Source organism: Cryobacterium algoricola, from assembly GCF_004402485.1.
In the GTDB taxonomy this organism is placed as follows: Bacteria; Actinomycetota; Actinomycetes; order Actinomycetales; family Microbacteriaceae; genus Cryobacterium; species Cryobacterium algoricola.
Genome location: NZ_SOFG01000011.1, coordinates 592,787 through 615,059, shown reverse-complemented (window position 1 = coordinate 615,059; position 22,273 = coordinate 592,787). Strand labels below are relative to the sequence as shown.

The window sequence follows — 22,273 nt, the reverse complement described above, 5'->3', positions numbered from 1 at the left end:
CGGTGCGACGCCGCCCGGGGGAGTGCAAAGCTGAGAGACATGATGATCAGCAACGCGGATGCCGCCGGGCGAGTCGAACCCGACTGGGTGCGCCACGCGATCTGGTGGCAGCTCTACCCGCTCGGATTCGTCGGCAGCTACCCGATCGCCCCCGGCGGAACCGTCCCGACGGCCGGCGAGCATCGCCTGCTCCGGATCGTGGCCTGGCTCGACCACGCGATCGAGCTCGGCGCCTCCGGCATCGCGCTCGGCCCGATCTTCGCATCGTCGACCCACGGGTACGACACGAGCGACTTCTACCTCATCGACCCGCGGCTCGGCGACGAGGCCGACTTCGACACCCTCGTCGCCGAAGCGCATGCCCGCGGGTTGCGGGTGCTCCTCGACGGGGTGTTCAACCATGTCGGGCCGGACTTCCCGCGCTACCGCGAGGCGCTCGAGCAGGGCCCGGGCAGCGCGGCCGCCGCGTGGTTCCAGGGCGGGGCAGAGAGCGGCACCCCGGCCGGAACCACGGGAGGCGGGGCGGGCTTCGGAACCTTCGAAGGGCATCCGGGGCTCATCGCCCTCGACCACGGCAACCCGGAGGTCGCCGACTACGTGACCGGAGTGCTCGAGCACTGGCTCGACCGCGGCGCGGACGGCTGGCGGCTCGACGCCGCGTATGCCGTCCCCGCCGAATTCTGGGCCAGGGTCCTGCCGAGGGTGCGGGAGCAGCACCCGCAGGTGTGGTTCCTCGGAGAGGTCATCCACGGTGACTACCCGGAGATCGTCTCGGAGACCACCCTCGATTCCGTCACGCAGTACGAGCTCTGGAAGGCGATCTGGAGCAGCATCAACGATCACAACCCGCACGAGCTTGCCTGGTCGCTCGGCCGGCACAACGGCTTCCTCGACAGCTTCACCCCGGCGACCTTCGTCGGCAACCACGACGTCACGCGAATCGAAAGCCGCCTCGACGACCCCCGGCACCTCGCGCACGCTCTCGCCGTCTTGTTCACAACCGGGGGGACCCCCTCGGTCTACGCGGGCGACGAATACGGCTACTCGGGCCTGAAGACCGAGGAGTACGGCGGCGACGATGCGATCCGGCCGGAGTTCCCTGCGGACGGCCCGCCGGCGCTGACCGACACCGAACGTGCGGTCTACCGGTTGCACCAGGACCTGATCGGCCTGCGCCGACGGCATCCGTGGCTGCATGAGGCCCGCACCCGCATCCTCGACGTCGGCACCGACCACCTCGTGTACGAGGCGAGGGCCGGCGACGATGCCCTCGTCGTCGCGCTCAACCTCGGCGATCAGCCGTGCGGCGTCAACGTGGGCCGGTCCGGGCTGGTCGCGCTCGTCCCCGGCGGTACGCCGACGCCCGAGGGGTCGCGTGTCACGATCGCGCCGCATGGCTGGCAGGTGCTCGCGCCGGCGGCCGACGACCCGGCACGATAGACCCGATGCGATAGACGCGAAGCGGCGCGGCCCCGGTCAGCGACGCCGCTCGAGGCGGAGCGTGGCCAGCGGCACGTTCAGGAAGCCGATCAGGGGCGTCAGCGCCTCGAAGCGTTCGGTCACGAGCGTGAGGAAGGCATCCGTTTCGGCGACGGATGCCGGCAGGGTCGCGAAGGTGGCCCACTGGCGGCGGCGCAACAGGTCGACCGCGGGGTGATCGACGGGGTATCCGCGCGGCGGACGCACGAGCGGATTGCCGTCCGCGGGGTCGAACATCCCCGTGAGGCGGGGATCGGCCAGCAGGGCGCGAAGCTCGCCGTGGTGCGCAACGATGTGGTCGCGAATCGCCGTGAGCTGCTCGGGGGAGGGTGCGTAGCAGCCGCCCGCGATGAGGACCTCATGGCCGGACACGCTGAGGAAGTAACTCGCACCGGTCTTCTCCGAACCCGCGAGCGGCCAGGACGCGGCGACGTTCGTCTTGTACGGCGACTTGTCCTTCGAGAACCGCACGTCGCGGTAGATGCGCATCATCGCCTTCTGCGGCGGTCGCACGTGCCCGGGCGCGAACCCGGCGAGGGACTCGTTGACCCGGTCGATCAGGTCGAGCATCGGCTCCCGGACCTCGCTCAGGTACACCGGCTTGTGGTCGTCGAACCAGCCCCGGTCGTTGTGGCCTTCCAACTCGCGCAGGAACTGCAGTGCCTCACCGGAAAAGTGTGTCGTCATACTCGTGCCTCCTCTCGTAGTCTGGCAGCTTCGCTGGTCGGTCCTCTGTCCGATCACGGCCGAACGCTGGTCAGCGTCAGTGGCCCGTGCTACTTTTTGCGGCATGGAGCAGAGAGAGCTATTTCTTCAGTCGGATGCCGCGTTGCGCTCCGTCATCGACCGGATCACGCCGGAGCAGTTGAGCCTGCCGGCTCCCGCGGATTGGACCAGTAAAGAGAATCCCACGATCAGGGATATCCTCGCCGCGCACGCACGCGACGAGGCCTGGGTCGGGGACGTGCTCGCGGGCCGCACCATCGAGGAGGTCGGTGACCGCTTCAACGGCGACCTGCTCGGGTCGGACCCGATCGCGAGCTACGACCGGATCAACGACGAGGCCACAGCCGTCGTGCTGCAGGACCACGATCCCGCCGCGATCGTGCACCTTCAGTATGGCGATTACCCGCTCGCCGAGTACCTGCAGCACACGAGCATCTACCGGGCGTTCCAGGCCTGGTCGATCGCGAACTACCTCGGCCTGGAGTACGCGCTGCCGGCTTCGCTCGTCGACCTGCTCTGGGAGCAGATCCTGCCGCAGGTGGACGAGTGGCGCCAGTATGGTGTCTTCCCTCCCGCGGTCGAGGTTCCTGCAGACGCCGACAAGGAGACCCGGCTGCTCGGGATGACCGGCTTCTGGAAGCCCACCAGCATCACGGACTGACCAGACCGACCGGCGCGGCCGACCGGCACGAACCGGCGGGGTTCCGCGGCGCCCGGTTGCTACTTGCCCGAGGAGAGCCCGTTGTAGTGGTGCTCGAAGACCAGGCTCGTGCGCGTCGAGGCGACCGCGGGGTTCGCCGACAGGTTCTCGAGCACGAAGTCGCGCACGTCGTCGGAGTCGCGCGCCACGAGATGGATGATGAAGTCCTCGGTGCCGCCGAGGAAGAAGACCTGCACGACGCGCGGCATCGCCCGGATCTCGTCCCGGAACGCCGGGATCTGCGTGCGCGCCCCCGAGCGGATGCTGACGCTGATCAGTGCCTGCAGGCCGAGTCCGAGAGCCTTCGGGTCGACGAGCGTCGTGAACCGGGTGATGATGCCCCGCGTGACGAGGGAGCGCACCCGGGCGATGCACGTCGATTCCGCGATCCCTGCCGCGGTCGCGAGGCGGCTGTTGCTCATCCGGGAGTCGGCCTGGAGCAGTGCCACGAGCGTATTGTCCACGGTATCGAGCTCATCGCGGCCCCGAATCCTCTTCGTTTCCGTCATGCGTGGGCCCCTCTCAACTGAATATCGCGCTGTCTTTCGACCAAGTATCGCGGATTCCACGCTTGTCACGTGTACGAAACGAATACCAAGCATTATTTTCCCTATCCACCGGTAAGTCCGGCCATCCACCGCAGACGGAGCTCCCCATGAAGGTCGGCATCCCCACCGAGATCAAGAACAACGAGAATCGCGTGGCCATCACCCCGGCCGGGGTGCACGAGCTCGCCATCCGCGGCCACGAGGTCCTCGTGCAGGAGGGCGCGGGCGTCGGCTCGGGATTCAGCGACGACGCCTTCCGCGTCGCGGGCGCGGCCATCCTCGGCACGGCCGCCGAGGTCTGGGCGGCCGCCGACCTGCTGCTCAAGGTCAAGGAGCCGATCGAGGCCGAATACCCCCTGATGCGTGCGGGGCAGGTGCTCTTCACCTACCTGCACCTCGCCGCGTCCCGCCCGACCACGGATGCCCTCCTCACCTCGGGCACCACGGCGATCGCCTACGAGACGGTCCAGCTCGCCGACCGCAGCCTGCCGCTGCTGTCCCCGATGAGCGAGGTCGCCGGGCGACTCTCCGTGCAGGTCGGCGCGTACCACCTGATGAGCGCGAACGGCGGAAACGGCATCCTGCTCGGCGGCGTCGCCGGCACGCCCAAGGCGAAGGTCGTCATCATCGGCGGCGGCGTCGCCGGTGAGCACGCCGCCGCGAACGCCCTCGGCATGGGCGCCGACGTCACGATCATCGACCTGTCGATCGCCCGGCTGCGGCAGCTGGAGAACCGGTTCGCCGGAGCCATCCAGACCCGCGCATCCACCCGGTACGAGATCGCGGAGCAGGTCCGGGGCGCCGACCTCGTGATCGGCTCCGTGCTGATCCCGGGCGCCCAGGCACCGAAGCTCGTCACCGACGCCATGGTCGCCACGATGAAGCCGGGTTCCGTGCTCGTGGACATCGCGATCGACCAGGGCGGCTGCTTCGAGGGCTCGCACGCCACGACCCACGACAACCCGACATTCGCCGTGCACGACAGCATCTACTACTGCGTCGCCAACATGCCGGGCGCCGTCCCCGCGACCTCGACCCGGGCACTCACCAACGCGACCCTGCCCTATGTGATCGCGCTCGCCGACAAGGGCTGGAAGCAGGCCGTCGCCGACGACGCCGCGCTCGCCAAGGGCCTGAACGTGCACGCCGGCCGCATCACCAACGAGCATGTGGCCGCCGCGTTCAGTGCCCCCGTGCTGACCCTCGCCGAGATCATCGGCTAGCCGCCCGCCCGCCGCGCCCACCGCATCCGCCCCCGCACGTCGGCGCACCGCCCGCCTGTCCTGTCGCGAGAGTACGTTTTTGGCCCTCAAGACCGCGCTTTGAGGGCCAAAATCGTACTCTCGCGGGCAGCCGTGAGCGAGGTGCTCCGGCGGGGCGGGGCAGGGTCAGGGGGCGTTTGGGGTCCAGGCCGCGAGGGACTCGACCGTGTCGAGGACCTCGCTGCCGTCGGCATCCGCGAGCTGGATGCGGAAACTCGTCGCGCCCGGCGCGGTGCACACTGTCAGGACCGCGCGGGCGCTGCGGGCAGCATCCACCCAGCGCAGCTCGAGCACGTCCCTGCCGTAGACCGACCAGGTGAACTGGCCGTCGAACGCGGGATGGGCGGAGCGGAGCCGCACGAGGCCGAGCTGGGCGCGGGTCACCTCGCTCGCGAGCGCAGCCTCCACCTCCGCGGCCGGGTAGCGGTGCCGGTTCACGTCGCGCCCGCTCCCGGTCTCGGCGAAGAGCTCCCGGTCGTCGAGACCGCCGAGCAGACCGACGTAATAGGTCTGCGGGCGTCCGGGCAGGAAGTGCTGCACGGCCCGCGCGACCAGGTAGGCGACGACGTCGCCGCCGAGGGTGCTGAAGAAGGTCGCGTTGATCTGGTGCGGGAGCGTTGCCCATTCCGGCACCACGGAGGCGACGGATGAGTGCCCGTTCGTGGCTTCGGCGGCTCGCGCGAACACCTCCGCCATTTCCGCCTCGCTCAGCAGCCCCGGCCGTCCTCCGGCCGGGCCGGCGTCGATCACGCCGATGCCGTCGTGGGTATCGAGCACCGTGACCGCGTTGGCCGGACGGATCTCGAACCAGTTCGCGAGGCGGTCGACCGTACCGGTGCCCAGGGAATGCAGCAGGAGCGGCGCGAGCGCGAAATCGTAGACCCAGTCGACGAGGGGCGCGATCGCGAGCTGCTCGGTGTAGTGCCCGTGCACCTCGACGAGCACCGCCAGGTTCTCCGTGCGGGCGAGGTCCCCGATGACCTCGACGAAGGCGAGCGTCTCCGGGGTCATGAAACTGTCGGTTCCCGGGGTCTTCACGGCGTAGCCGACCGCGTCGAGCCGCACCGTCGTGACGCCGCCGGCGGCGAGCACGCGGAGCACCCGGCGCAGGTAGGCGATGGCGACAGGGTGGGCGACGTCGAGGTCGATCTGGCTCGGCAGGAACGTCGTCCAGACGAGGTGTCGGGAGCCGTCGGCCCCACGGTACCCCGTGAAGGGCAGCCCCGGCCGGGGTCGGTAGAACGCAGTGAGCTCTGCCTCGGTCGCGCCGTGGGGGAAGACGGTTCCATAGGTGAGGAACATGCCGTCCCAGGGCGATTCCGCGCCGCGCGCGAGCCAGTCGGTGAATTCCACCGAGGACGCCGAGACGTGATTGACGACGAGGTCGGCGGTCAGTCCGCGGCTGCCGGCCAGGTCCCGTACCTCGGGCCAGCCGCCGAGGCGGGGATCGACCGCGGTGTGGTCGACCGGGTCGAAGCCGGCATCCGCCCCATCGAACGGGACGTAGAACGGCAGAACGTGCACGCTGCCGAAGGCCTGCAGCGGCCCGTCGAGGAGCGCGGTCAGCGCGGGGAACGTACCGCCGATGCGGTCGGCGTAGACGAGGAGTTCAACGTCGGTCATGGTGGTATGCCTTCCCTAGAGCCGCCACCCTACGCCGCGAGGTCAACTCGTGGGTGAACCGAGGGGAGCCGTGGCGACCGTGGCGGTGTCCGCGGTCGTTCCGACGGCCGGGGTGACTCCGACGATGTGAGCGTGGATCTCCTTGGTGAGCTCGTGCACGCGCCGGGTGAGCTCGGTGTTGGTGAGCAGCTCCTGGTCGCTCATCCTGAAGTCGTGATCCGCCTTCGCCTGCTGGAAACCGGCCTGGCGGTTCTGGCCGATCATCACGAACGTCGAGAGGAAGATGGCCTCGAGTGACACCACGAGGGTCAGGGTCGGCCAGGGGCTCGGTTCGAAGAACAGCATCCACGCGGCGAAGACGACGGCATGCAGGTACACGAACCGCATCGAACCGGCGAAGGCGGTGACGGCATCCGCGATGCGCAGTTGCACGCTCGCGGCACGTCGCTTCGCCTCTGCGAGCACGATCGGGTGGTGGTCGCCGCTGGTCAGGATGTGCTTCGGGAGGACGGACGACAGGTGCGGGGTAGCCGCGGTACTGGTGCTCATGCCCCGAGGCTACCCGGCGCGGCTGTTACTCGGGAACGACCAGTGCGGGGGTGTCCTGGCGCAGGGTCTCCCCGCGGAAGAAGCTCGGCCGGGCCAGGAAGGTGAGGCCCATCACGGCGAGCCCGAGCACGAGGAGCCCGACGCCGATCACGAAGACCAGTCCCACGCCGAAGAGCTCGGAGCCGCTGCCGAAGTCGGGGCTCCACGCGCTTACGGCCGTCTGCACGAACACGATCGTGAGGATCAGGCCGCCGGCCGCCGGCACCAGGAGGCGCATGAAGAAATTGCGCACGCTCGAGAAGAGGCTCTGGCGGAAGTACCAGACGCACGCGAAGGAGGTGAGCGCGTAGTAGAAGCAGATCATCAGCCCGAGCGACTGGATGGTGTCGTTGAGCACGTTGACGCTGATGAGCGTCATGACGGCGTAGAACCCGGCGGCGATGGACCCGGCCGCGATCGTGGCGAAGCCGGGCGAGCCGAAGCGCTTGCTGACGCCGGCGAACTGGGGCGGGAGCGCGTGGTAGTGCGCCATCGACAGCAGGGTGCGGGCCGGGGAGGCCATCGTCGACTGCAGCGAGGACGCGGAGCTCGCCAGAACGGCCATCGACATCAGGATGGCGATGGGCCCCATCACGGGTCCGGCGATCGCTGCGAAGATGTTGCCCTGGTTGTCCGGGTTGCTCAGGCCGATTCCCTCTGTCCCGACACCGGACACCATCATGGTGGCCACGATGAGCACGAGGTAGAGGCCGAGCACGACGAGAGCGGTGAGGGTTCCCGCCTTTCCCGCCGTGCCCTTCTTTCCCTTCGTCTCCTCGTTCACGGTGAGGCAGACATCCCAGCCCCAGTAGACGAAGATCGCGAGGGAGATCCCGGCGGCGAACTGGCTGAAGCTGCCGACCTGGGTCGGGTCGAACCAGGACCAGTCGAAGGCGAGCGCGGTCGTGGATGCTCCGTTGGTCGCGTTGACGACGGCGGAGACGCTGAAGATGAGCAGGACCAGGATCTGGAAACCGACCATGCTGTACTGCACGAGTTTGGTGGCGTGCAGGCCGCGGTAGCTCACCCAGACGGCGAGGGCGACGAAGGCGAGGCAGGTGACGATGTTGATGCCGGTGTTGTCGGCGAGTGCAGCGAGGTCCGGGTTGGCGAAGACCTCACCAAGGAAGACGTAGAAGAAGCTGACGGCAACGCCGGCGAGGCTCGAGAGCACGATGATGTTGGCCGCGAGCATCCCCCAGCCGCTCATCCAGCCGACGAACGGCCCGAAGGCCTTGGTGGTCCAGGTGAACGATGTGCCACTGTCCGGGGAATCGGCATTGAGTTCCCGGTAGGCGAGCGCGACGAGGATCATCGGGATGAACGCGACGATGAAAACGGCCGGCAGTTGCTTGCCAACCTCGGCCACGGTCGCTCCGAGCGAGCTCGTGAGGCTGTACGCGGGGGCGACAGAGGAGATGCCGAGCACGACGACGGCGAGCAGTCCGAGCTGGCCGCCCTTGAGGCCCTTCTTGGTGATGCCGTGCTTGCTGCCGGCCTCGTCATGCGTCGTGGCGCTGTGCACGAGGTGGATGTCGGTGAACGGCTGCGATGAGGTCGGTGCCGACCCTCGCGTGGACTGTTCCGTCATGTGTGGTCCCTTTCCTCGGGTCGGGCGCATCGATGCGCGAACGGCCCGTTCGGGTACTGCGGTGTATCCGATGGACTAAATGAATTGAGTTCGTTTATTCTGGGGGTGCATCGGGCCGATTGCAAGCACTTAGCGCAGATTCACCGGCAGACGCGGGCGCCGCGCGTGTGGTTAACCGCATACTTGCGTGGTAATTCGCAGGTAAACCGCCTTTTTGGGGCGCACCCGTTGTTCGGCTGCGATTCGCTCAGCACACTTAGCGCGGGTGCTGGGATTCCAGGATCACTCACGATTCACGAGGAGTTCCTCCATGACCGGATCTTCGCTGGCTCCCGCACGCGTGCTCACGGCGATCGCCGTCCTCGCCACCGTCGCCCTGGGCATCCCCCTGGGTGCGACCTCGGCGCGGGCCGCGGTCACGGACCCGCCGACCGTCGTCAGCCTGACGTTCGATGACGGCAACGCCGACCAGCTCGCCGCGGTGGCCACCCTGGATCAGTTCGGAATGAAGGGCACCTTCTTCATCACGACCGGCTTCATCGACAACCCCGGTTGGTTGACCAGGTCAGACCTGACGACCATGGCCGCCGCCGGTCACGAGATCGCCGGCCACACGGTCACCCACCCCGATCTCATCACCCTGACCGCCGACGAAGCGACCCGGCAGGTCTGCCAGGGCCGGGCGACCCTCGCCGACTGGGGCTTCCCGACGAGAAGTTTCGCCTACCCCTTCGCAACGACGGATGCCGCGACCGAGGCGATCGTCCAGGCCTGCGGTTTCAACAGCGCCCGCGGCCTCGGCGACATCGACACCCGGTTCGGCTGCACGGGCTGCGGATTCGCCGAAACCCTTCCGCCGGCCGACCCCTATCTCACCCGCGCCCCGGACGAGGTCGACACGACCTGGACCCTCGCGGACCTCGAGAACACGGTCACGAACGCCGAGACGGCGGGCGGGGGCTGGGTGCAGCTCACCTTCCACCACGTCTGCGCGGGCACCTGTGACGCGCTCTCGGTCGATCCGGCGATCTTCGCCCAGTTCGCCGCCTGGCTCTCCCTGAGAGCAGCCTCCAACAACACCACGGTCAAGACCGTCGGAGACGTCATCGGCGACGCCGTCAAGCCGGTGGTTCCCGTGGCGACGACGTCGACCGCGGCCCCCGGCCCCGGCGTGAACGGAGTCGTCAACCCGAGCCTCGAGACCGCGGGCACCAACGGCCTCCCGCAGTGCTGGGCGGTCGGCGGTTTCGGCACCAACACCGCGAGCTTCAGCACGGTCTCCACCGCACACACCGACACCAGGGCCGAGCAACTGGTCGTGAGCAACCTCGTCAGCGGCGACTCCAAACTCATCCTCACCCAGGACCTGGGCGCGTGCGCCCCGACCGTAACCCCTGGCCACACCTACTCGCTCCGCGCCTGGTACACCTCGACGGTCACGACCCAGTTCGACGTCTACCTGCGCAACGCGATCGGCAGCTGGAGCTACTGGACATCGAGCCCGTACTTCCCGGCCGGCACCGACTATGCCCAAGCGCTCTACACGACGGCCGCCATTCCGGCGGGCACGACCGGCCTGAGCTTCGGCCTCAACCTGATCCTCAACGGAACCCTCGTTACCGACGACTACGCCCTCTACGACAGCGTCGGCGCCCCGGGGATCCTGGTGCCTGCCACCCCGACCGTGACGGGTTCCGCCGTCGTCGGCGGCACCCTGACCGCGGATCCCGGCGCCTGGTCGCCGGCCGACACCGCCTTCGCCTATCAGTGGCTGGCGGGCGGGGTCGAGATCGTGGGCTCTTCGTCCGCCACGTACTCGCCCGTCGCAGGTGACCTGGGCAAGGCTCTGTCCGTGCGCGTCACCGGATCGGCCTCCGGCTACCTGCCGCCCGCCGCCGCGGTGACTTCGGCACCGACAGCGGTCGTCGTCGCCGGCGCACTCGGCGTCGGCGCTCCGGCGATCACCGGGACGGCCGCCGTCGGCGCGCTGCTGACCGCGTCACCGGGCACCTGGACTCCGGCCGGGGTGAGCCTCGCGTATCAGTGGTTCGCAAACGGCACGCCCATCGCGGGCGCCACCTCCGCCGGCTACACGCCGGTCGCAGCGGATGCCGGCACGACACTGACCGTCCGGGTCACCGGAACGGCGCCCGGCTACCAGTCCGCGTCAGCGGTCTCTGCACCCACCGGCGCGGTCGCGACCGGCGGGATCGGAACGGCGACACCGGTGATTTCCGGAACGGCTTCGGTCGGCGCGCTCCTGACCGCGAGCCCGGGAACCTGGACGCCCGTCGGGGTGAGCTTCGCCTACCAGTGGCTCGCGAACGGCACGCCCATCGTGGGGGCCACCGCCGCGGGGTACACCCCGGTCGCCGCGGATGCCGGCAAGGCCCTCACCGTCCGGGTCACCGGAACCGCTCCCGGCTATCAGCCGGCGTCAGCGGTCTCGGCGCCCACAGCCCCGGTCTCCCTCTCGACGGTCACCCGGATCGCGGGAACCGACCCGTACTCGACGGCGATATCCGTCTCCCAGGGCTTCGCGCCCGGAGTCTCCCGCGTCTATCTCGTCAGTGGCACGAGCTTCGCCGACGCCCTCAGCGCCGGGCCCGCCGCTGCGCACTTCGGCGGCCCCGTGCTCCTGACCACGCTCACGGCGCTTCCGGCCGGGGTCAGGGCCGAACTGGTCCGGCTGCACCCGGGCAAGATCGTCATCGTCGGCGGAACCGCAAGCGTCTCCGCGGCGGTCGCGGTCCAGCTCGCGGGCATCGCCCCCGTCGCACGGCTCGCCGGCGCCGACCGGTACGCCACCTCCCGCCTCGTGGCAGCGGATGCCTTCGGCAGCCTCGCGGCGACGGCCTACGTCGCGACCGGCGCCGACTACCCCGGAGCGCTCGCGGCAGCATCCGCCGCCGCCCGGGCGGGAGCACCGGTCGTGCTCGTGCCGGCCGGCGGCTTCCTGCCCGACCTTGCGACGGCCGGACTGCTCCGCGCGCTGCACACCAAGAGCGTGAAGATCGCGGGCGGGACGGCGGACGTGACGGGCCTCACCGAGTTCTGGCTGAAGCTGCAACTCGGCGGCGCCTCGGTGAGCAGGTACAGCGGCGCAGATCGCTACGCGACGAACGCGGCGCTCAACCTGAACGCCTTCACTTCCGCGACGACCGTGTACCTCGCGAGCGGCACGAGCTACCAGGACGCCCTGGTCGGCTCGGCGCTCGCCGGGGCGAAGTCGGCGCCGCTGTATCTCACGCCCGCGACGTGTGTGCCGCGGGCGACGCTTGCCGCGATCACGCGTCTCGGCGCGACCCGGGTGGTCCTGATCGGGACGGCGACCGCGCTCACGGGCGACGTCGCGGCCCTCAAACCCTGCGCCTGAGCGGTCGCCGCCCCGAGGTCCGCACGACCGGTGGCACCCGCGGCACCGTGCACAGCATGACAAGCCGGGTGGATGCTCAGGGTCGGCGCAGGCGGCCGATCCGGTCAACGAGGGCCTCCAGCCCGAAGTCGAACGCGACATCCGCCCGCGCCCTGCCCTGAATCTGCTCCCCCTGCCGCACCGCCGCGCTGAAGATCGGGCTCGACTCGGCGAGCGCACCGGTCTCGAAGATGTCAGCAGGGGCCGCTACATCGAACGCCGAGCCGAAGATGAACGACTCGAGGGCGACGATCGAGGGCACGATCTGTGCCGTAGGCACCCGGGCGGAGGCTAGTCCGGCCGCGACGGTCTCGTACATGCGCAGGGTCTGCGGGGCGCCCGTCACCGGGAGCACCGCCATGATCGAGATCAACGGAACGTGCGTCGCGAAGATGTCACGGTACGACCAGGCCCAGCGGCGCAGGGCCGTGTCCCACGGTTCTGCGCCGAAGCCGGCCACATCGACCATCGTCATCACGTGGTCCTGCAACCACTGCAGCACGACCTGCTTCGATGCCGCGTGGTTGTACAGCGCGGACGGAGCGACTCCGAGGCTCCTGGCCAGGCCGGACATCGTGAAGCTTTCGTAGCCGGTCGCCCCGATCAGCCGGAGGGCCGCAGCGGTGATGCGCGGTCTTGTCAGAACCGTCTCAAGCGGCCTTCCGGCCCTGCGGTGACCGGCGTCGTCTGCGTCGCTCATCGGGCTCTTCTCTCGGTGGGCAGTCTCGGTGGATGGCGTCGTTACAGTACATCACCCTGGTGCCAGATCACCCTGTCGACGACACGGGGTCAGAACTCACTGTCACGCAGGACCTGGACGAGTTCGCCGTAGCGGATCGGCCGGGAGTAGAGGAAGCCCTGCGCGAAATAACAGCCGCGTTCGACCAGCCACTGTGCCTGTACCGGTGTTTCCACCCCCTCGGCGACGATCCCGAGCGACAGGGCAGTTGCGAGGCCGATCGCGAGGTCGATGACAGGGGCCTCCGACGGCGACCTCCGAGCGGCCGGCAGGCAAGCCCCGGTTCCAGCCGGCCGCCGCGGCGATCGCCTGACCGAGCACCCAGTCGCCCAGAATCATGATCGATCCGCTGGCCTCGCACAGCGGGATGAACTCGACGGGAGAGATCGCACCCCTGGTCGGGTGGTGCCAGCGGGCGAGGGCCTCAACCCCGACGATGGCTCCCGTTCGCATGTCGACGCAGGGTTGGTACACCACGAAGATCTCACCGGTCTCGATGCCATGACGCACCTCGATGGGCGACGCGTAGTAGCCGCCGTGGACGGTGATTCGGCCGAGGCCGCCGCGCTTTGCCTCGTAGAGCGCGGCGCCGGCCCGGCCGAACAGTTCAGAGGCGGACTCGTCCCCCTCGTGCTGGGCGATACCGGCCGAGAACCCCCGGACGGTGGACCGCGCCTTCCGGAGCAGGCCCCGGACGTCGTCCGCGGTGCTCCCGGAGATCAGGACGGCGAAGGCGTCCCCCTCGATCCGGCCGAAGACGGCGTCGGCGGGGAGGAGCGAGGCGAGATCGGTCGCGAACTCGCCGAGGGCGTCATCACCGGCATCCGCCCCGAAGCGCTGGTTGACGAGGGCGAACTCGTCGATGTCGAGGCGGGCGAGGGTGAGCGGTACGCCTGTTCGTGCGTTCGCGCGGGCATCCTGCACGGTGGTCGCGGTCGCACGCTCGAAGCCGCCGAAATTGAGGATGCCGGTGAGCCAGTCCGTGTCGAAGGCGGACGCACTGCGCACGAACCAGGTGAGCACCGAGGTGGTCACAACGGCGAGGAGACCGGTCAACACGACGTCGCCTGCCTGCGCTCCCGGCTGCCACGCCGTTGCGGCAATGCCGAGGGGGATAACGACGAGGGGATACCAGAGCATCGCGCGGGACCGGATGACCGCGAAGGCGAGCAGGATCGTGACACCGAGGCCTCCGGAGAACGTGGACGCGATGGGAGTGCCGGTGGTCGCCACAACGCTCGCGACGGCGAGGGCGATGAGCCCGCAGAGGATGACGTGACGCAGCGGGAGCGTGATGCGCCTCCGAAGAACGAGGATGGCGAATCCGCCGACCAGGAGGGCGGAGGCGACACTCCGAAGGGTCGTGAGCCCGACAGGCCCCAGGCTGGCGACGTCCCGGAGGGTATAGACCGCGACGGTCGTTCCCGTGAGCAGAGCGATTCCGCCGAGCAACAGGGCCACGGACCGGGAGGTGTCGAACAGGTCGGGACGGAAGCCGAGATTGCGCCCACGACGTGGGCGAGGGCGGCGCGTGGTCGTCATTCGGGTGTGCCCCCTGGGTGCTCGTGCAACTCCGTTGTCGGGGAGTCCGCTGACCCCGGTTTCTGCGGCGTGCGCGTGCGCCGAAGGCGACGGGCCCACAGCAGCGCCCCGGCGGCGGCGAGCAGGACCGCGACCACCAGGATCCAGAACTTCGAGGTGGCGTAGTCGAGCACGCCCGGTGCCGGAATCGTGGTGAGGGGGGCGCCGGCCTCGAAGAGCGCGGCGGCGGGCTTGGCAGAGCCGTCTGTGCGGAGCAGCCCACCGGCATCCGTTTTCGTGTCGGTCAAGGTCGCCACGCTGAGGTGGGACAGCCCGGCCCGCTCCGCGGCCAGGAGGACCCGGGCGACGTCGGAGGCCTGTCGGGTCTCGGTCTTCGGCAGGGGTCCCCAGCCGCCCTCGGTGCTGAGCCCGGTCAGCGTCAGCAGCATGGCCCGGTCGGGGAGCGCGGTGCGCACAGCCTCGATCGCTGCGGTCGGGTCGCCGCCGCCGGTCAGGTGCAGGGACACGGCGTCGACCAGGCCCGCCATCGAGGGATCGGCCGCGGCCGTGCTCGTCGCCCAGGAGATGGTCTGCGGCGTGCCCGGGTCGAGCTCCCGCAGGGTGGCACCGATGTGCAGGAGGAACGCGCGGATCTCGGCGGGGCTCGGAGACCCGGTCGTGCGCTGCTCCGGCCGGTCGGCGAGGTCCCAGAGGGCGAGGGCCGGTTGGCCGCGCACCGCGGTCGCGATGGCCGTGAGGTGGGCGTCGGCAGCGAGCCAGTTCGCTGGGGTGAGGTCCGGGAAGCCGTCGAAGAGGACGAGCTGGACCCGCAGTCCGTGCCGGTCAGCCTGCTCGAGCAACGTGATCAGGCCCGTGATGGCGTCATCGGTGGGTGTCGCGCCGCCCAGCTCGGTGTACGGGAGCGGAACCCGGATGGTGTCGAAACCGAGAGCCCGCAGGCGGGCGAAGTCGGCCCCCAGAGTGGCCGGGGCGAGCAGAGTCGGTGCGGGTGCGGGTGCGGGAGTGACGGAGGGCGCAGGGGTCAGGGTCGCACCGGGAGTCGGAGTCGGCGTGGCTGTCGCCTTGACGGCGACCGGCACAACGGGCGCCCAGCCGGCCGGCCGGTATTCGGTGGCCAGGCTCGCCGGGATGGCGCGGGGGGTCGTCGCCGCGGCGCCGGTGATCGCGGTCGCACCGGCGGCATCCGTCGTCAGTGTGGCGGTGTCGCTCCCCGCGGAGCGCCGAAGCTGGCGGATGCGCCAGAACCCGTCCTCGAGCACCATCACGACGTCGTAGCTCTCGTGGCTGAGCAGAACCGTCTCGCTCACCCCGGTGCCGACCGTGCGTGCGATGTTCGCACCCCCGTCGTGGAACGCGACGGTGGCGCCGTCGAGGGCGTAGAACTCGAGCTCGAGGGAGTGGCGCAGGTCCCAGGTCGCGCTCGGGCCGGTGCGCGGCAGTTCGAGCACGGCCCGCCTGGCCGCACCGCTGAAGGTGTCTATGACGGCAGGCCGCTCGCCCGTGGACTGGAAGCGCCCGATCGCCGCCCAGGCCCGGATATAGCTGGCTGCGATCATCATCCGCGTCGCCGGCTCGAGGACACGTTCGCGCTGCCACGCATCGGGCAGCCAGGTGACGAGCTGGCTCGCGTTGACCGGTACCGTCGCGACTTCGTGAAGTCCGGACGAGACCTTGGCCCCCGTCGAACTCTGCAGGGTGATCTGCCCGCTGAGCACGAGGAACCCCATGGTCGCGGCGATGAGGCCGAGGCCGAGAAGCGCGGCGATCAGCCGTTTGATGCGGCTGCGCCGGAAGTTACGCGCTGTGCGGAACGGGAGCCTGGGCCTCGTCATCGAAGCGTCTCCACGTCTTCTGCTCCGAGCACCGAGACGGTGACGGTGACGGGACTGACGAGCGGCCTGGTCGCGACGAGGATGTCGAGCAGCCCGTCCACGAGACCGGCGCTCGCGAAGCCGGCCTCGCCGTCGGCGTCGGCCACGGAGACGCGGGCCGTCGTGCCATCCGGTACGAAGGTGCCGCCAAAGCGGTTGACCGGGCCGATGCTCACGAAGACGCCGGCGTCGACGAGGCGCGCACTCATCTTCACTGTGCCGACGGTGGCCGCGAACGGCAGCGTGAGGGCGCTCGCCGAGTGTACGCCGCGGCAGAACCCGGTGATCTGGAACGCGCCGGGCATCGCCGGCGCCTGCAGCGAGAGCTGGGCGACGCCAGAGATCGTGGCCGCGGTCGTGCGCCCCGCGCCCTCAGGGCCCGTCCATTCCACCGTGACCTGGGTGCCGTCCGGCTCGACATTGCCGTAGCGATCCCGCAGCACGGATGTCCGGATCGGGACGAGCGTCTGGCCGTCGGCCCCGGCCTTTGCGGCAAGCACGGGCTCAACGGGTTCGAGGGAAAAGGGCAGCGGCGGCCCGGCGACTTCGTCGAGGCTGACGCTTGGCCCGGTGACGGGGCCGGTGGCGACCCAGACCAGGCCTCGACCGGCGAGGGTGCCCGAATAGAGTTCCTGGAACGCGAGCAGGTGCGACACGACCGCTCCGCTCGAACTCTGCACTCCGACGGGATTCTCGCGGGAGACCAGCACCGGTGAACCCTCCGCGATGGAATTGCCCCAGGCATCGACCGGGATAGTGACGACCATGGACATGTCTGCGGCGTCGGCCACGATGGAGCGGGCGCCGACGACAGCCTGCACAGGGCCGACCGCATCCCCGGGGGTGAGTTCGGCCGTCCCCCGCCCGATCGAGCCTGCGGAACTCGCCACGAGTGTGACGGACCCTGCGCTGCGGGTCAGGGCGACGGGAAGCCGGAAGTCCGCCGTGCCGTCCCTGCTCACGGCGGTGAGCACGAGCTGGCCGAGGGAACCGACCGCGACGAGCTGCACCGGGGCGCCGTCGGCGGCCCCTGCGACGGTCACCGGAAGCTCCACGCCGGCGGGCGCGGTCGGCGCAACCTGCAACACGAGGGCGGCCGCGGCGTCCTGGTCGGCTCGCGCGTCCGCGCGGAAGCCGGTGCCGGATTCCGTGGCGAGCCCGATCGCCAGGCCGAGGGAAAGGGCGACCATCATGCCGGCGGTGCGGCGCGTGCCCGGCCGCGTCACGGCTGGCTCGCTCTGGCGTATGTCGTCGCCGTGAGGGACAGCCCGGAAAAGCCCGTGTCGGCGGGCAGGGCGATCGAGGCGGCGAGCGCGGACACCGGCGGAGAGTGGGCAGGCCCGGCGTAGCCGGTCGTCGCCACCCCGGAGGCCGCTATCGGGGTGCTCGACGCGAGCGGAATGCGGAAATCGCTGACCGATTGCGGAGCGATGCTGTGCTCGAGATAGGCGTGGTCGACCCACGCCAGGCTGCCGTCCGCTGCTGTATAGGACACCAGGAGGTGCGGAACGGCGGCTTCGACCGTGCCGTCATTGCGCAGCTCGCCGACAACGGCGTAGCCGTCGGCGGCCGAGCCGGTGAGCCGCAGGTGCTGCACCTGAAGGCCGCGCGCGCTCGCCCGTGGGGTCACAACGGCGCGCGCGTAGACGGCCACCGACGACACCTTGGCGCCGGCGGCGAGCACGAAGGGCGTGATCGTCTGCGGGTCGAACTCGACAGGGCCGCGAATATTGGAGGACGTGGCCGGTGCTGCGACGGTGACGCTTGTCGCAGAGGGGGGCGTTACCGCCGTGGTGTTCTTCAGGCCACCGTCGGCTTCGAGGCCGTAGTCGCCGGTGCCGGCGATGCTCTGGAACTCGATGCGGAAGGGGCTCGTCGCTCCGGGCAACAGTTTGTGAACGAGTACCTGGGAGGCGTCCCAGCTGGCGAGCAGCGCGCCGTCCGGATCGCGCAGCTGTGCTTCGACGGTGACGTCTGCGGGGTCGACGTCGGTGTTCGTCACCTCGCCGATCACGACCCAGCGACCATTCACGAGCAGGGAGCTGACGTTGTCGAGGGTCAGTTCCGGCCGGTCGAGCACATCCATCGTGGAGGTCCCGTCCGAGCTGAGCGCGCGACGACCCTGCGAGAGGAAGCCGACGGCGGGTCGGCTGGTGAATTGGTCGGGCGGAGATGTCGCGTCTGCGGCGGGCAGGTCGATGAACCATCCGGTCGGCTCCTGGATCAGGGTCACGGGCGAGGTCACCCGATAGGACTGCAGGGAGGTGAGGTAATCGAGGGTTGCGGTCATCACCTGTCTGCCCGGCGTGCTCGAGGCCGGCACTGCGGTGACGGATGCGAGCTTGGCGAAGGAAGCGACAAGGCCTCCGTCCCTGCCGAGTTCCTGTTGGTACACCGTGAAGTCCGGCCGGGTCGAGGGGTCGAGCAGGGCGTATGCGGCGGCGAAGCGGCGGAAATCGAGGTGCCCGTAGTAGTCCTCGACCACTTCGGCAGCCGTGGGCTGTCGCGGTTTCGCCACCGCGAGGGCGCCGCCGGCAGCGACAATGACGAGCATCACGGTCACGACGGCGGCCTGCCAGCGGCGGCGGCGCTTCCGCACCCGGGCGCGTGCCCGCGTGCGCAGGCGCGGAAGCGCCGCACCCCAGGGCAGCCAGCCGCCGGCCGGGGGCGCGGGCTCCTCGGTGTGCGGGATGCGGTCGCTCGCCCTGGCGAGGGCGGCGTCGAGTGTGCCGACCGCTCGGTTCACCGGGCTCGTGAGCCTCCTCAGCGCAGAGTGCACGAGGTGGGCTGCCGTGCGGGGCGGGCGTGACAGCATCCGTCGCAGCCTGGCCGGCACGACACGGCGCACGACGGCGCCGACGCCGGGCACCCGCGTGGGCGCTCCGATCAACGACCACACCATGAGCACGAGCGCGAGGGCGATGGACGCGGGCGGGATCAGTCCCCACCACAGGCGCTCCCAGAGCGGCGCCTGATGCGAGACCTCGTTCGTCGGTAGCGGGGCAACGTCGGAGCGCTCCCAGATTTCGATGCCGTTCTCGAGGGGACCCAGGTCGGTCCACCCGCTCGCGTCGAGCAGCGGGGAGTAGAAGGCGTCATTGCTGAAGACGTATTTGAGCGAGTACCGGCCGGGCACCGCGAGGAACTGTTGCAGGCTCCCGATCCCGGGCACACCCGAGTACTTTGCGCCCTCGAGGCGCTCGATGGGCCGGGACGTCAGCTCGGGCAGCTGCCGGGCGGAGTGATAGTCGCCGTCGACGGTTCCGGCCGTCATATTGGCGCCGAGCCACGCCATCTGGTCGCCGAATCCCAGCGTGAGGTATCGCCACTGGGAGTGCTGGTCCTTGTCCATGAAGGTGGTGATCGGGGTGACGTCGATCGGGGCCGGCTGGAATGCCCGGTATTGCGTGAGGTTCGCCGCATAGAGGGTCGTTGTGAGGTGTGCGGCGAGCAGGAGGGCCGGCAGGACCACCGAAAGCGTCCGTCCGACATGCGCGAGGAGCCACGCTCGGATCGAACCGTTCGTGACGCTCGATATGAACTGCCCGACGAGCGGCAGGATGGAGATGGTCGCCCAGAAGGTGAAGCGGTCGAGCGTGAGAATGTCGTACGCGCCGCCCAGGAGGATCTTGGGGAACGGTGTGGTGCCGCCGGTGCCGAGGAACGCGAGCACGCCGAGCGAGAGGGTGAGCGGCCACGCCTTGCCCGCCATGCCGCGAATCAATGCGTATGGCAGCACGAGCAGCGTCGTGCCCCACGGGACCAGCCAGAAGACCAGGCCGGCATTGACATTGACCAGGAAATTGTCGCGGCTGGCGTGCGGGATGGAGACCTGGGTGATCGGGTCGCTCTTGGAGTAGAGCCAGTACGGCAGGACGACGCAGAGCAGGGCCGTGACCACCAGCGCACCGAGGATCCCGGTCCGCACCAGGGAAGGCATCACCCGGCGAATCCGACGGGCGATCAACGGCCAGAGCAGCCGGAAACTGAACCGGGGCGGGTGTCCGTCCTTTTCGCCGGCGAGCGGGGTGCGCACGGCGAACACGAGTGCCCCGAGCAGCACGGGCCCGAGGAAGAAGAGCGATCCGAACAGGGTCGTCACGTGGTGACAGGCCGTGGTGGCCATGATGCAGCCGACCCCGGCGAGGAGGGCCTTCCGGTTGCCCGTGCGCACCCAGGTATTCGCGAAAGGCAGCCCGTTGAGTAGGAACCCGAGAGAGAGCGTGGTGGGAAGCTGGCCGAAGACGTGCACGGTTTCGGCGATGGACGACGCCAGCACGAGGGCGATGGCCGCCCAGCCGGCTGAGGTGCGGTTGACCCAGATCCCGCTCCAGCGGTAGACCCCGATGGTGAGGTTCAGGAGGGCGAAGACCTGAACGACCACGAAGCCGGGGCGCAACCCGATGATCTTGCTCAGGGCCGCGATCAGGAAGTGGCCGCCCGGCGGGTAGCTCAGGGTGGAGAATCCGGTGTACCAGCGGGTGTCCCAGCTCGAGAACCAGTCTCTGGCGTAGTGGTCGGCGAAGAAGATGTGCACGTAGGCGTCGTACGTGCGCTGGTAGCTTCCGGCAAGCAGCAAAGAGCCGTGGAACACGAGCACGAGGATGAGCGCGATGAAGAGCAGGCGGTGGCGGCGCACGAAGCCCTTGCGCGAGCGCCCGTCCGGCGCTTCTTCCGGCCGGTGCACCTTCGCCTTCTCCGCCGCCGGCACGGGGACCGGGGCCGGCTCCGCGACCAGGGTCATGGCGTCGGGGTTTTCAGCGACGAAGGACCCTGCGGCTGCGGAAGGGCGAGGTCGACAACGAGCCGGCGGTGGTCGCTCCCCGCGCTCATCTGGTCGGTCACGGCGACGACCGTGACCTGCTGGCTCACGAGCACGTGGTCGATCCGCATCAGCGGCGGTACGAGGCCGTCCCAGCGCGGCCAGGTCGCCCCGAAACCGCGGCCGGACTCCATAAAAGCGTCCCGCAGCCCGGTGGCGACGAGCCGGCGCAGCGGCCCATGGTCGAGGGTCGCGTTGAAATCGCCCGCGAGGATGAGGGTGCCGGTGTCACGTGCCGCGATCCGGGCCAGCTCGGCGTACTGTCCCCGCCAGAGCACGGTGTTCTCAACGGTGACGGGCGCTACCGCGTGCACATCGATGACCCGTACGAGCCCCGCGGGCGTGCGGATGCGCGCCTCGAGCATCGGGGACCCGGCCACGTCGATCGGACCGCCGTCTTCGATCGGCAGACGGGAGAAGATCGCCGAGCCCTGGTATCCGGGCAGGGCGTCGAGCAGCCGTTCCGGGTAGGCCGCCCAGAGCGGCGAGGCCGCGAGCGTGGCGAGGTGTTCGGGGGTGACCTCTTCGAGTACGATCACGTCGGCATCCGTCGCAACGAGCTCGCCGGCGAGCGAGGCGAGCTCGGTGTTGTCGAGGAGGACGTTGGCGCTCACGATCCGGAGCGGAGTGGCGCCGACGGGTGCCGTGCGCGGGCCGTTCCAGCCGATGGCCGGGACGAGCAGGGTGGCCTGCGCGACCGCGAGGGCAAGCGCAACCGTGCCGAGGGCGAGCGGCCATCGGAGGGGAGCCGCGCCGTCGGAACGTCTGCGGGCCCGCCGTACGGCCACGATTCCCGCGCACGCGAGCAGAGGGTACGCCGGGAGGAGCAGCCATGCCGCGATCCCTTGCACCCCGATCAGCAGCGGTTCGGTTTCACTGGAGAGCGCCCGGGCCAGGGCGATCGCGGTCATGCCGCCTGCCGCCAGCCAGCCGAGGCCGCACGCAGTCCGGGTCAGGGCACGCGTGACGCCGCGAGTCACCGGTCCCTTTGGCGCGGCAAGATCGCCGCGAGGCACTCGGAGAGCGCGCGGGAGCTGATCGGCTTGATCAGGTGCCCATCGATCATGCTCGCGAGGTCGAGTCCGACGGAGGAGTGCTCCACGATGCCGGTTACGAGCACGAAGAGCGGGCGAGCCGGCGTCGGTGGCAACGCGTCCAGGAGGTCGACACCGGTGCCGCCCGGCATGGAGAAGTCGGAGAAGATCGCCGTGAAGGTGCCCGATCGGGCGAGCGCGATCGCCGGGGCGACATCGTCTGCCTCGGTGACGTCCCAGCCCGCCCTGCGCAACATGTGGGAGAGCACGAGGCGGGACACTGTTTCATCGTCGACGACCAGGGCGGTCTTCGACAGGGGTTCGGCGTTCATG

16 protein-coding genes and 1 pseudogene are annotated in these 22,273 nt (G+C 69.7%); 4 read left to right on the top strand and 13 right to left on the bottom strand.

Annotated features, from left to right (window positions below):
• Window positions 1–39 precede the first annotated feature (39 nt).
• Window positions 40–1,440 (top strand): alpha-amylase family glycosyl hydrolase, encoded by a 1,401-nt coding sequence (locus E3O44_RS09620; RefSeq protein WP_241976203.1) that lies wholly within the window; start codon window positions 40–42, stop codon window positions 1,438–1,440.
• Window positions 1,441–1,476: 36 nt separating this feature from the next.
• Here E3O44_RS09620 and E3O44_RS09615 read toward each other — a convergent pair whose 3' ends face one another.
• Window positions 1,477–2,166 carry a DUF2461 domain-containing protein gene (locus tag E3O44_RS09615; protein ID WP_134534513.1) on the bottom strand — a complete coding sequence of 230 codons (690 nt, stop codon included), beginning with the start codon at window positions 2,164–2,166 and terminating at the stop codon, window positions 1,477–1,479.
• A gap of 103 nt (window positions 2,167–2,269) precedes the next feature.
• On the opposite strand from E3O44_RS09615, the gene E3O44_RS09610 reads away from it, so the two are divergent.
• Window positions 2,270–2,866, top strand: coding sequence for a DinB family protein (locus E3O44_RS09610; RefSeq protein ID WP_134534512.1), 597 nt, complete (start codon window positions 2,270–2,272; stop codon window positions 2,864–2,866).
• A gap of 59 nt (window positions 2,867–2,925) precedes the next feature.
• Here E3O44_RS09610 and E3O44_RS09605 read toward each other — a convergent pair whose 3' ends face one another.
• Window positions 2,926–3,414, bottom strand: a complete 489-nt coding sequence (locus E3O44_RS09605) for an Lrp/AsnC family transcriptional regulator (protein WP_134534511.1) — start codon at window positions 3,412–3,414, stop codon at window positions 2,926–2,928.
• A gap of 146 nt (window positions 3,415–3,560) precedes the next feature.
• Between E3O44_RS09605 and ald the strand changes: the two genes are divergently transcribed.
• Window positions 3,561–4,676 (top strand): alanine dehydrogenase, encoded by a 1,116-nt coding sequence (gene ald, locus E3O44_RS09600; RefSeq protein WP_134534510.1) that lies wholly within the window; start codon window positions 3,561–3,563, stop codon window positions 4,674–4,676.
• Between the two features lie 165 nt (window positions 4,677–4,841).
• Here the strand turns inward: ald and E3O44_RS09595 are convergent, their stop codons facing one another.
• From E3O44_RS09595 to E3O44_RS09585, 3 genes are read right to left on the bottom strand one after another with little or no spacing between them, the layout of a single operon-like run.
• On the bottom strand, window positions 4,842–6,338 hold the full coding sequence (locus E3O44_RS09595) for an alpha-amylase family protein (protein ID WP_134534509.1): 1,497 nt from the start codon (window positions 6,336–6,338) through the stop codon (window positions 4,842–4,844).
• Between the two features lie 42 nt (window positions 6,339–6,380).
• Window positions 6,381–6,887 carry a DUF1003 domain-containing protein gene (locus E3O44_RS09590; RefSeq protein WP_134534508.1) on the bottom strand — a complete coding sequence of 169 codons (507 nt, stop codon included), beginning with the start codon at window positions 6,885–6,887 and terminating at the stop codon, window positions 6,381–6,383.
• Between the two features lie 25 nt (window positions 6,888–6,912).
• On the bottom strand, window positions 6,913–8,517 hold the full coding sequence (locus tag E3O44_RS09585) for an APC family permease (RefSeq protein ID WP_134534507.1): 1,605 nt from the start codon (window positions 8,515–8,517) through the stop codon (window positions 6,913–6,915).
• A 310-nt stretch (window positions 8,518–8,827) separates the two neighbouring features.
• Between E3O44_RS09585 and E3O44_RS09580 the strand changes: the two genes are divergently transcribed.
• Complete coding sequence (locus E3O44_RS09580) at window positions 8,828–11,893, top strand: cell wall-binding repeat-containing protein (protein WP_134534506.1); 3,066 nt, start codon at window positions 8,828–8,830, stop codon at window positions 11,891–11,893.
• A 76-nt stretch (window positions 11,894–11,969) separates the two neighbouring features.
• Here E3O44_RS09580 and E3O44_RS09575 read toward each other — a convergent pair whose 3' ends face one another.
• From E3O44_RS09575 to E3O44_RS09545, 8 genes and pseudogenes are all read right to left on the bottom strand, one after another.
• On the bottom strand, window positions 11,970–12,632 hold the full coding sequence (locus E3O44_RS09575; protein WP_134534505.1) for a TetR/AcrR family transcriptional regulator: 663 nt from the start codon (window positions 12,630–12,632) through the stop codon (window positions 11,970–11,972).
• 89 nt (window positions 12,633–12,721) lie between these two features.
• The gene (locus E3O44_RS19975; RefSeq protein WP_420897924.1) at window positions 12,722–12,874 is read right to left on the bottom strand and encodes an EAL domain-containing protein; all 153 of its coding nucleotides are present in this window, start codon (window positions 12,872–12,874) and stop codon (window positions 12,722–12,724) included.
• Window positions 12,875–12,962: 88 nt separating this feature from the next.
• A pseudogene (locus E3O44_RS19970) lies at window positions 12,963–13,811 on the bottom strand (diguanylate cyclase domain-containing protein); the annotation flags it as partial.
• A 398-nt stretch (window positions 13,812–14,209) separates the two neighbouring features.
• Window positions 14,210–16,045 (bottom strand): hypothetical protein, encoded by a 1,836-nt coding sequence (locus E3O44_RS09565; protein WP_134534503.1) that lies wholly within the window; start codon window positions 16,043–16,045, stop codon window positions 14,210–14,212.
• On the bottom strand, window positions 16,042–17,310 hold the full coding sequence (locus E3O44_RS09560) for a hypothetical protein (RefSeq protein ID WP_134534502.1): 1,269 nt from the start codon (window positions 17,308–17,310) through the stop codon (window positions 16,042–16,044). Before E3O44_RS09560 ends, E3O44_RS09565 begins: the two co-directional genes overlap by 4 nt.
• Complete coding sequence (locus tag E3O44_RS09555) at window positions 17,307–20,828, bottom strand: hypothetical protein (protein WP_134534501.1); 3,522 nt, start codon at window positions 20,826–20,828, stop codon at window positions 17,307–17,309. The genes E3O44_RS09560 and E3O44_RS09555 overlap by 4 nt, the downstream gene beginning before the upstream one ends.
• Window positions 20,825–21,886 carry an endonuclease/exonuclease/phosphatase family protein gene (locus E3O44_RS09550; RefSeq protein WP_134534500.1) on the bottom strand — a complete coding sequence of 354 codons (1,062 nt, stop codon included), beginning with the start codon at window positions 21,884–21,886 and terminating at the stop codon, window positions 20,825–20,827. Before E3O44_RS09550 ends, E3O44_RS09555 begins: the two co-directional genes overlap by 4 nt.
• Entirely contained in the window at window positions 21,883–22,272 is a 390-nt protein-coding gene (locus E3O44_RS09545) for a response regulator (protein WP_134534499.1), read from the bottom strand. The genes E3O44_RS09550 and E3O44_RS09545 overlap by 4 nt, the downstream gene beginning before the upstream one ends.
• Window position 22,273: the final 1 nt, after the last annotated feature.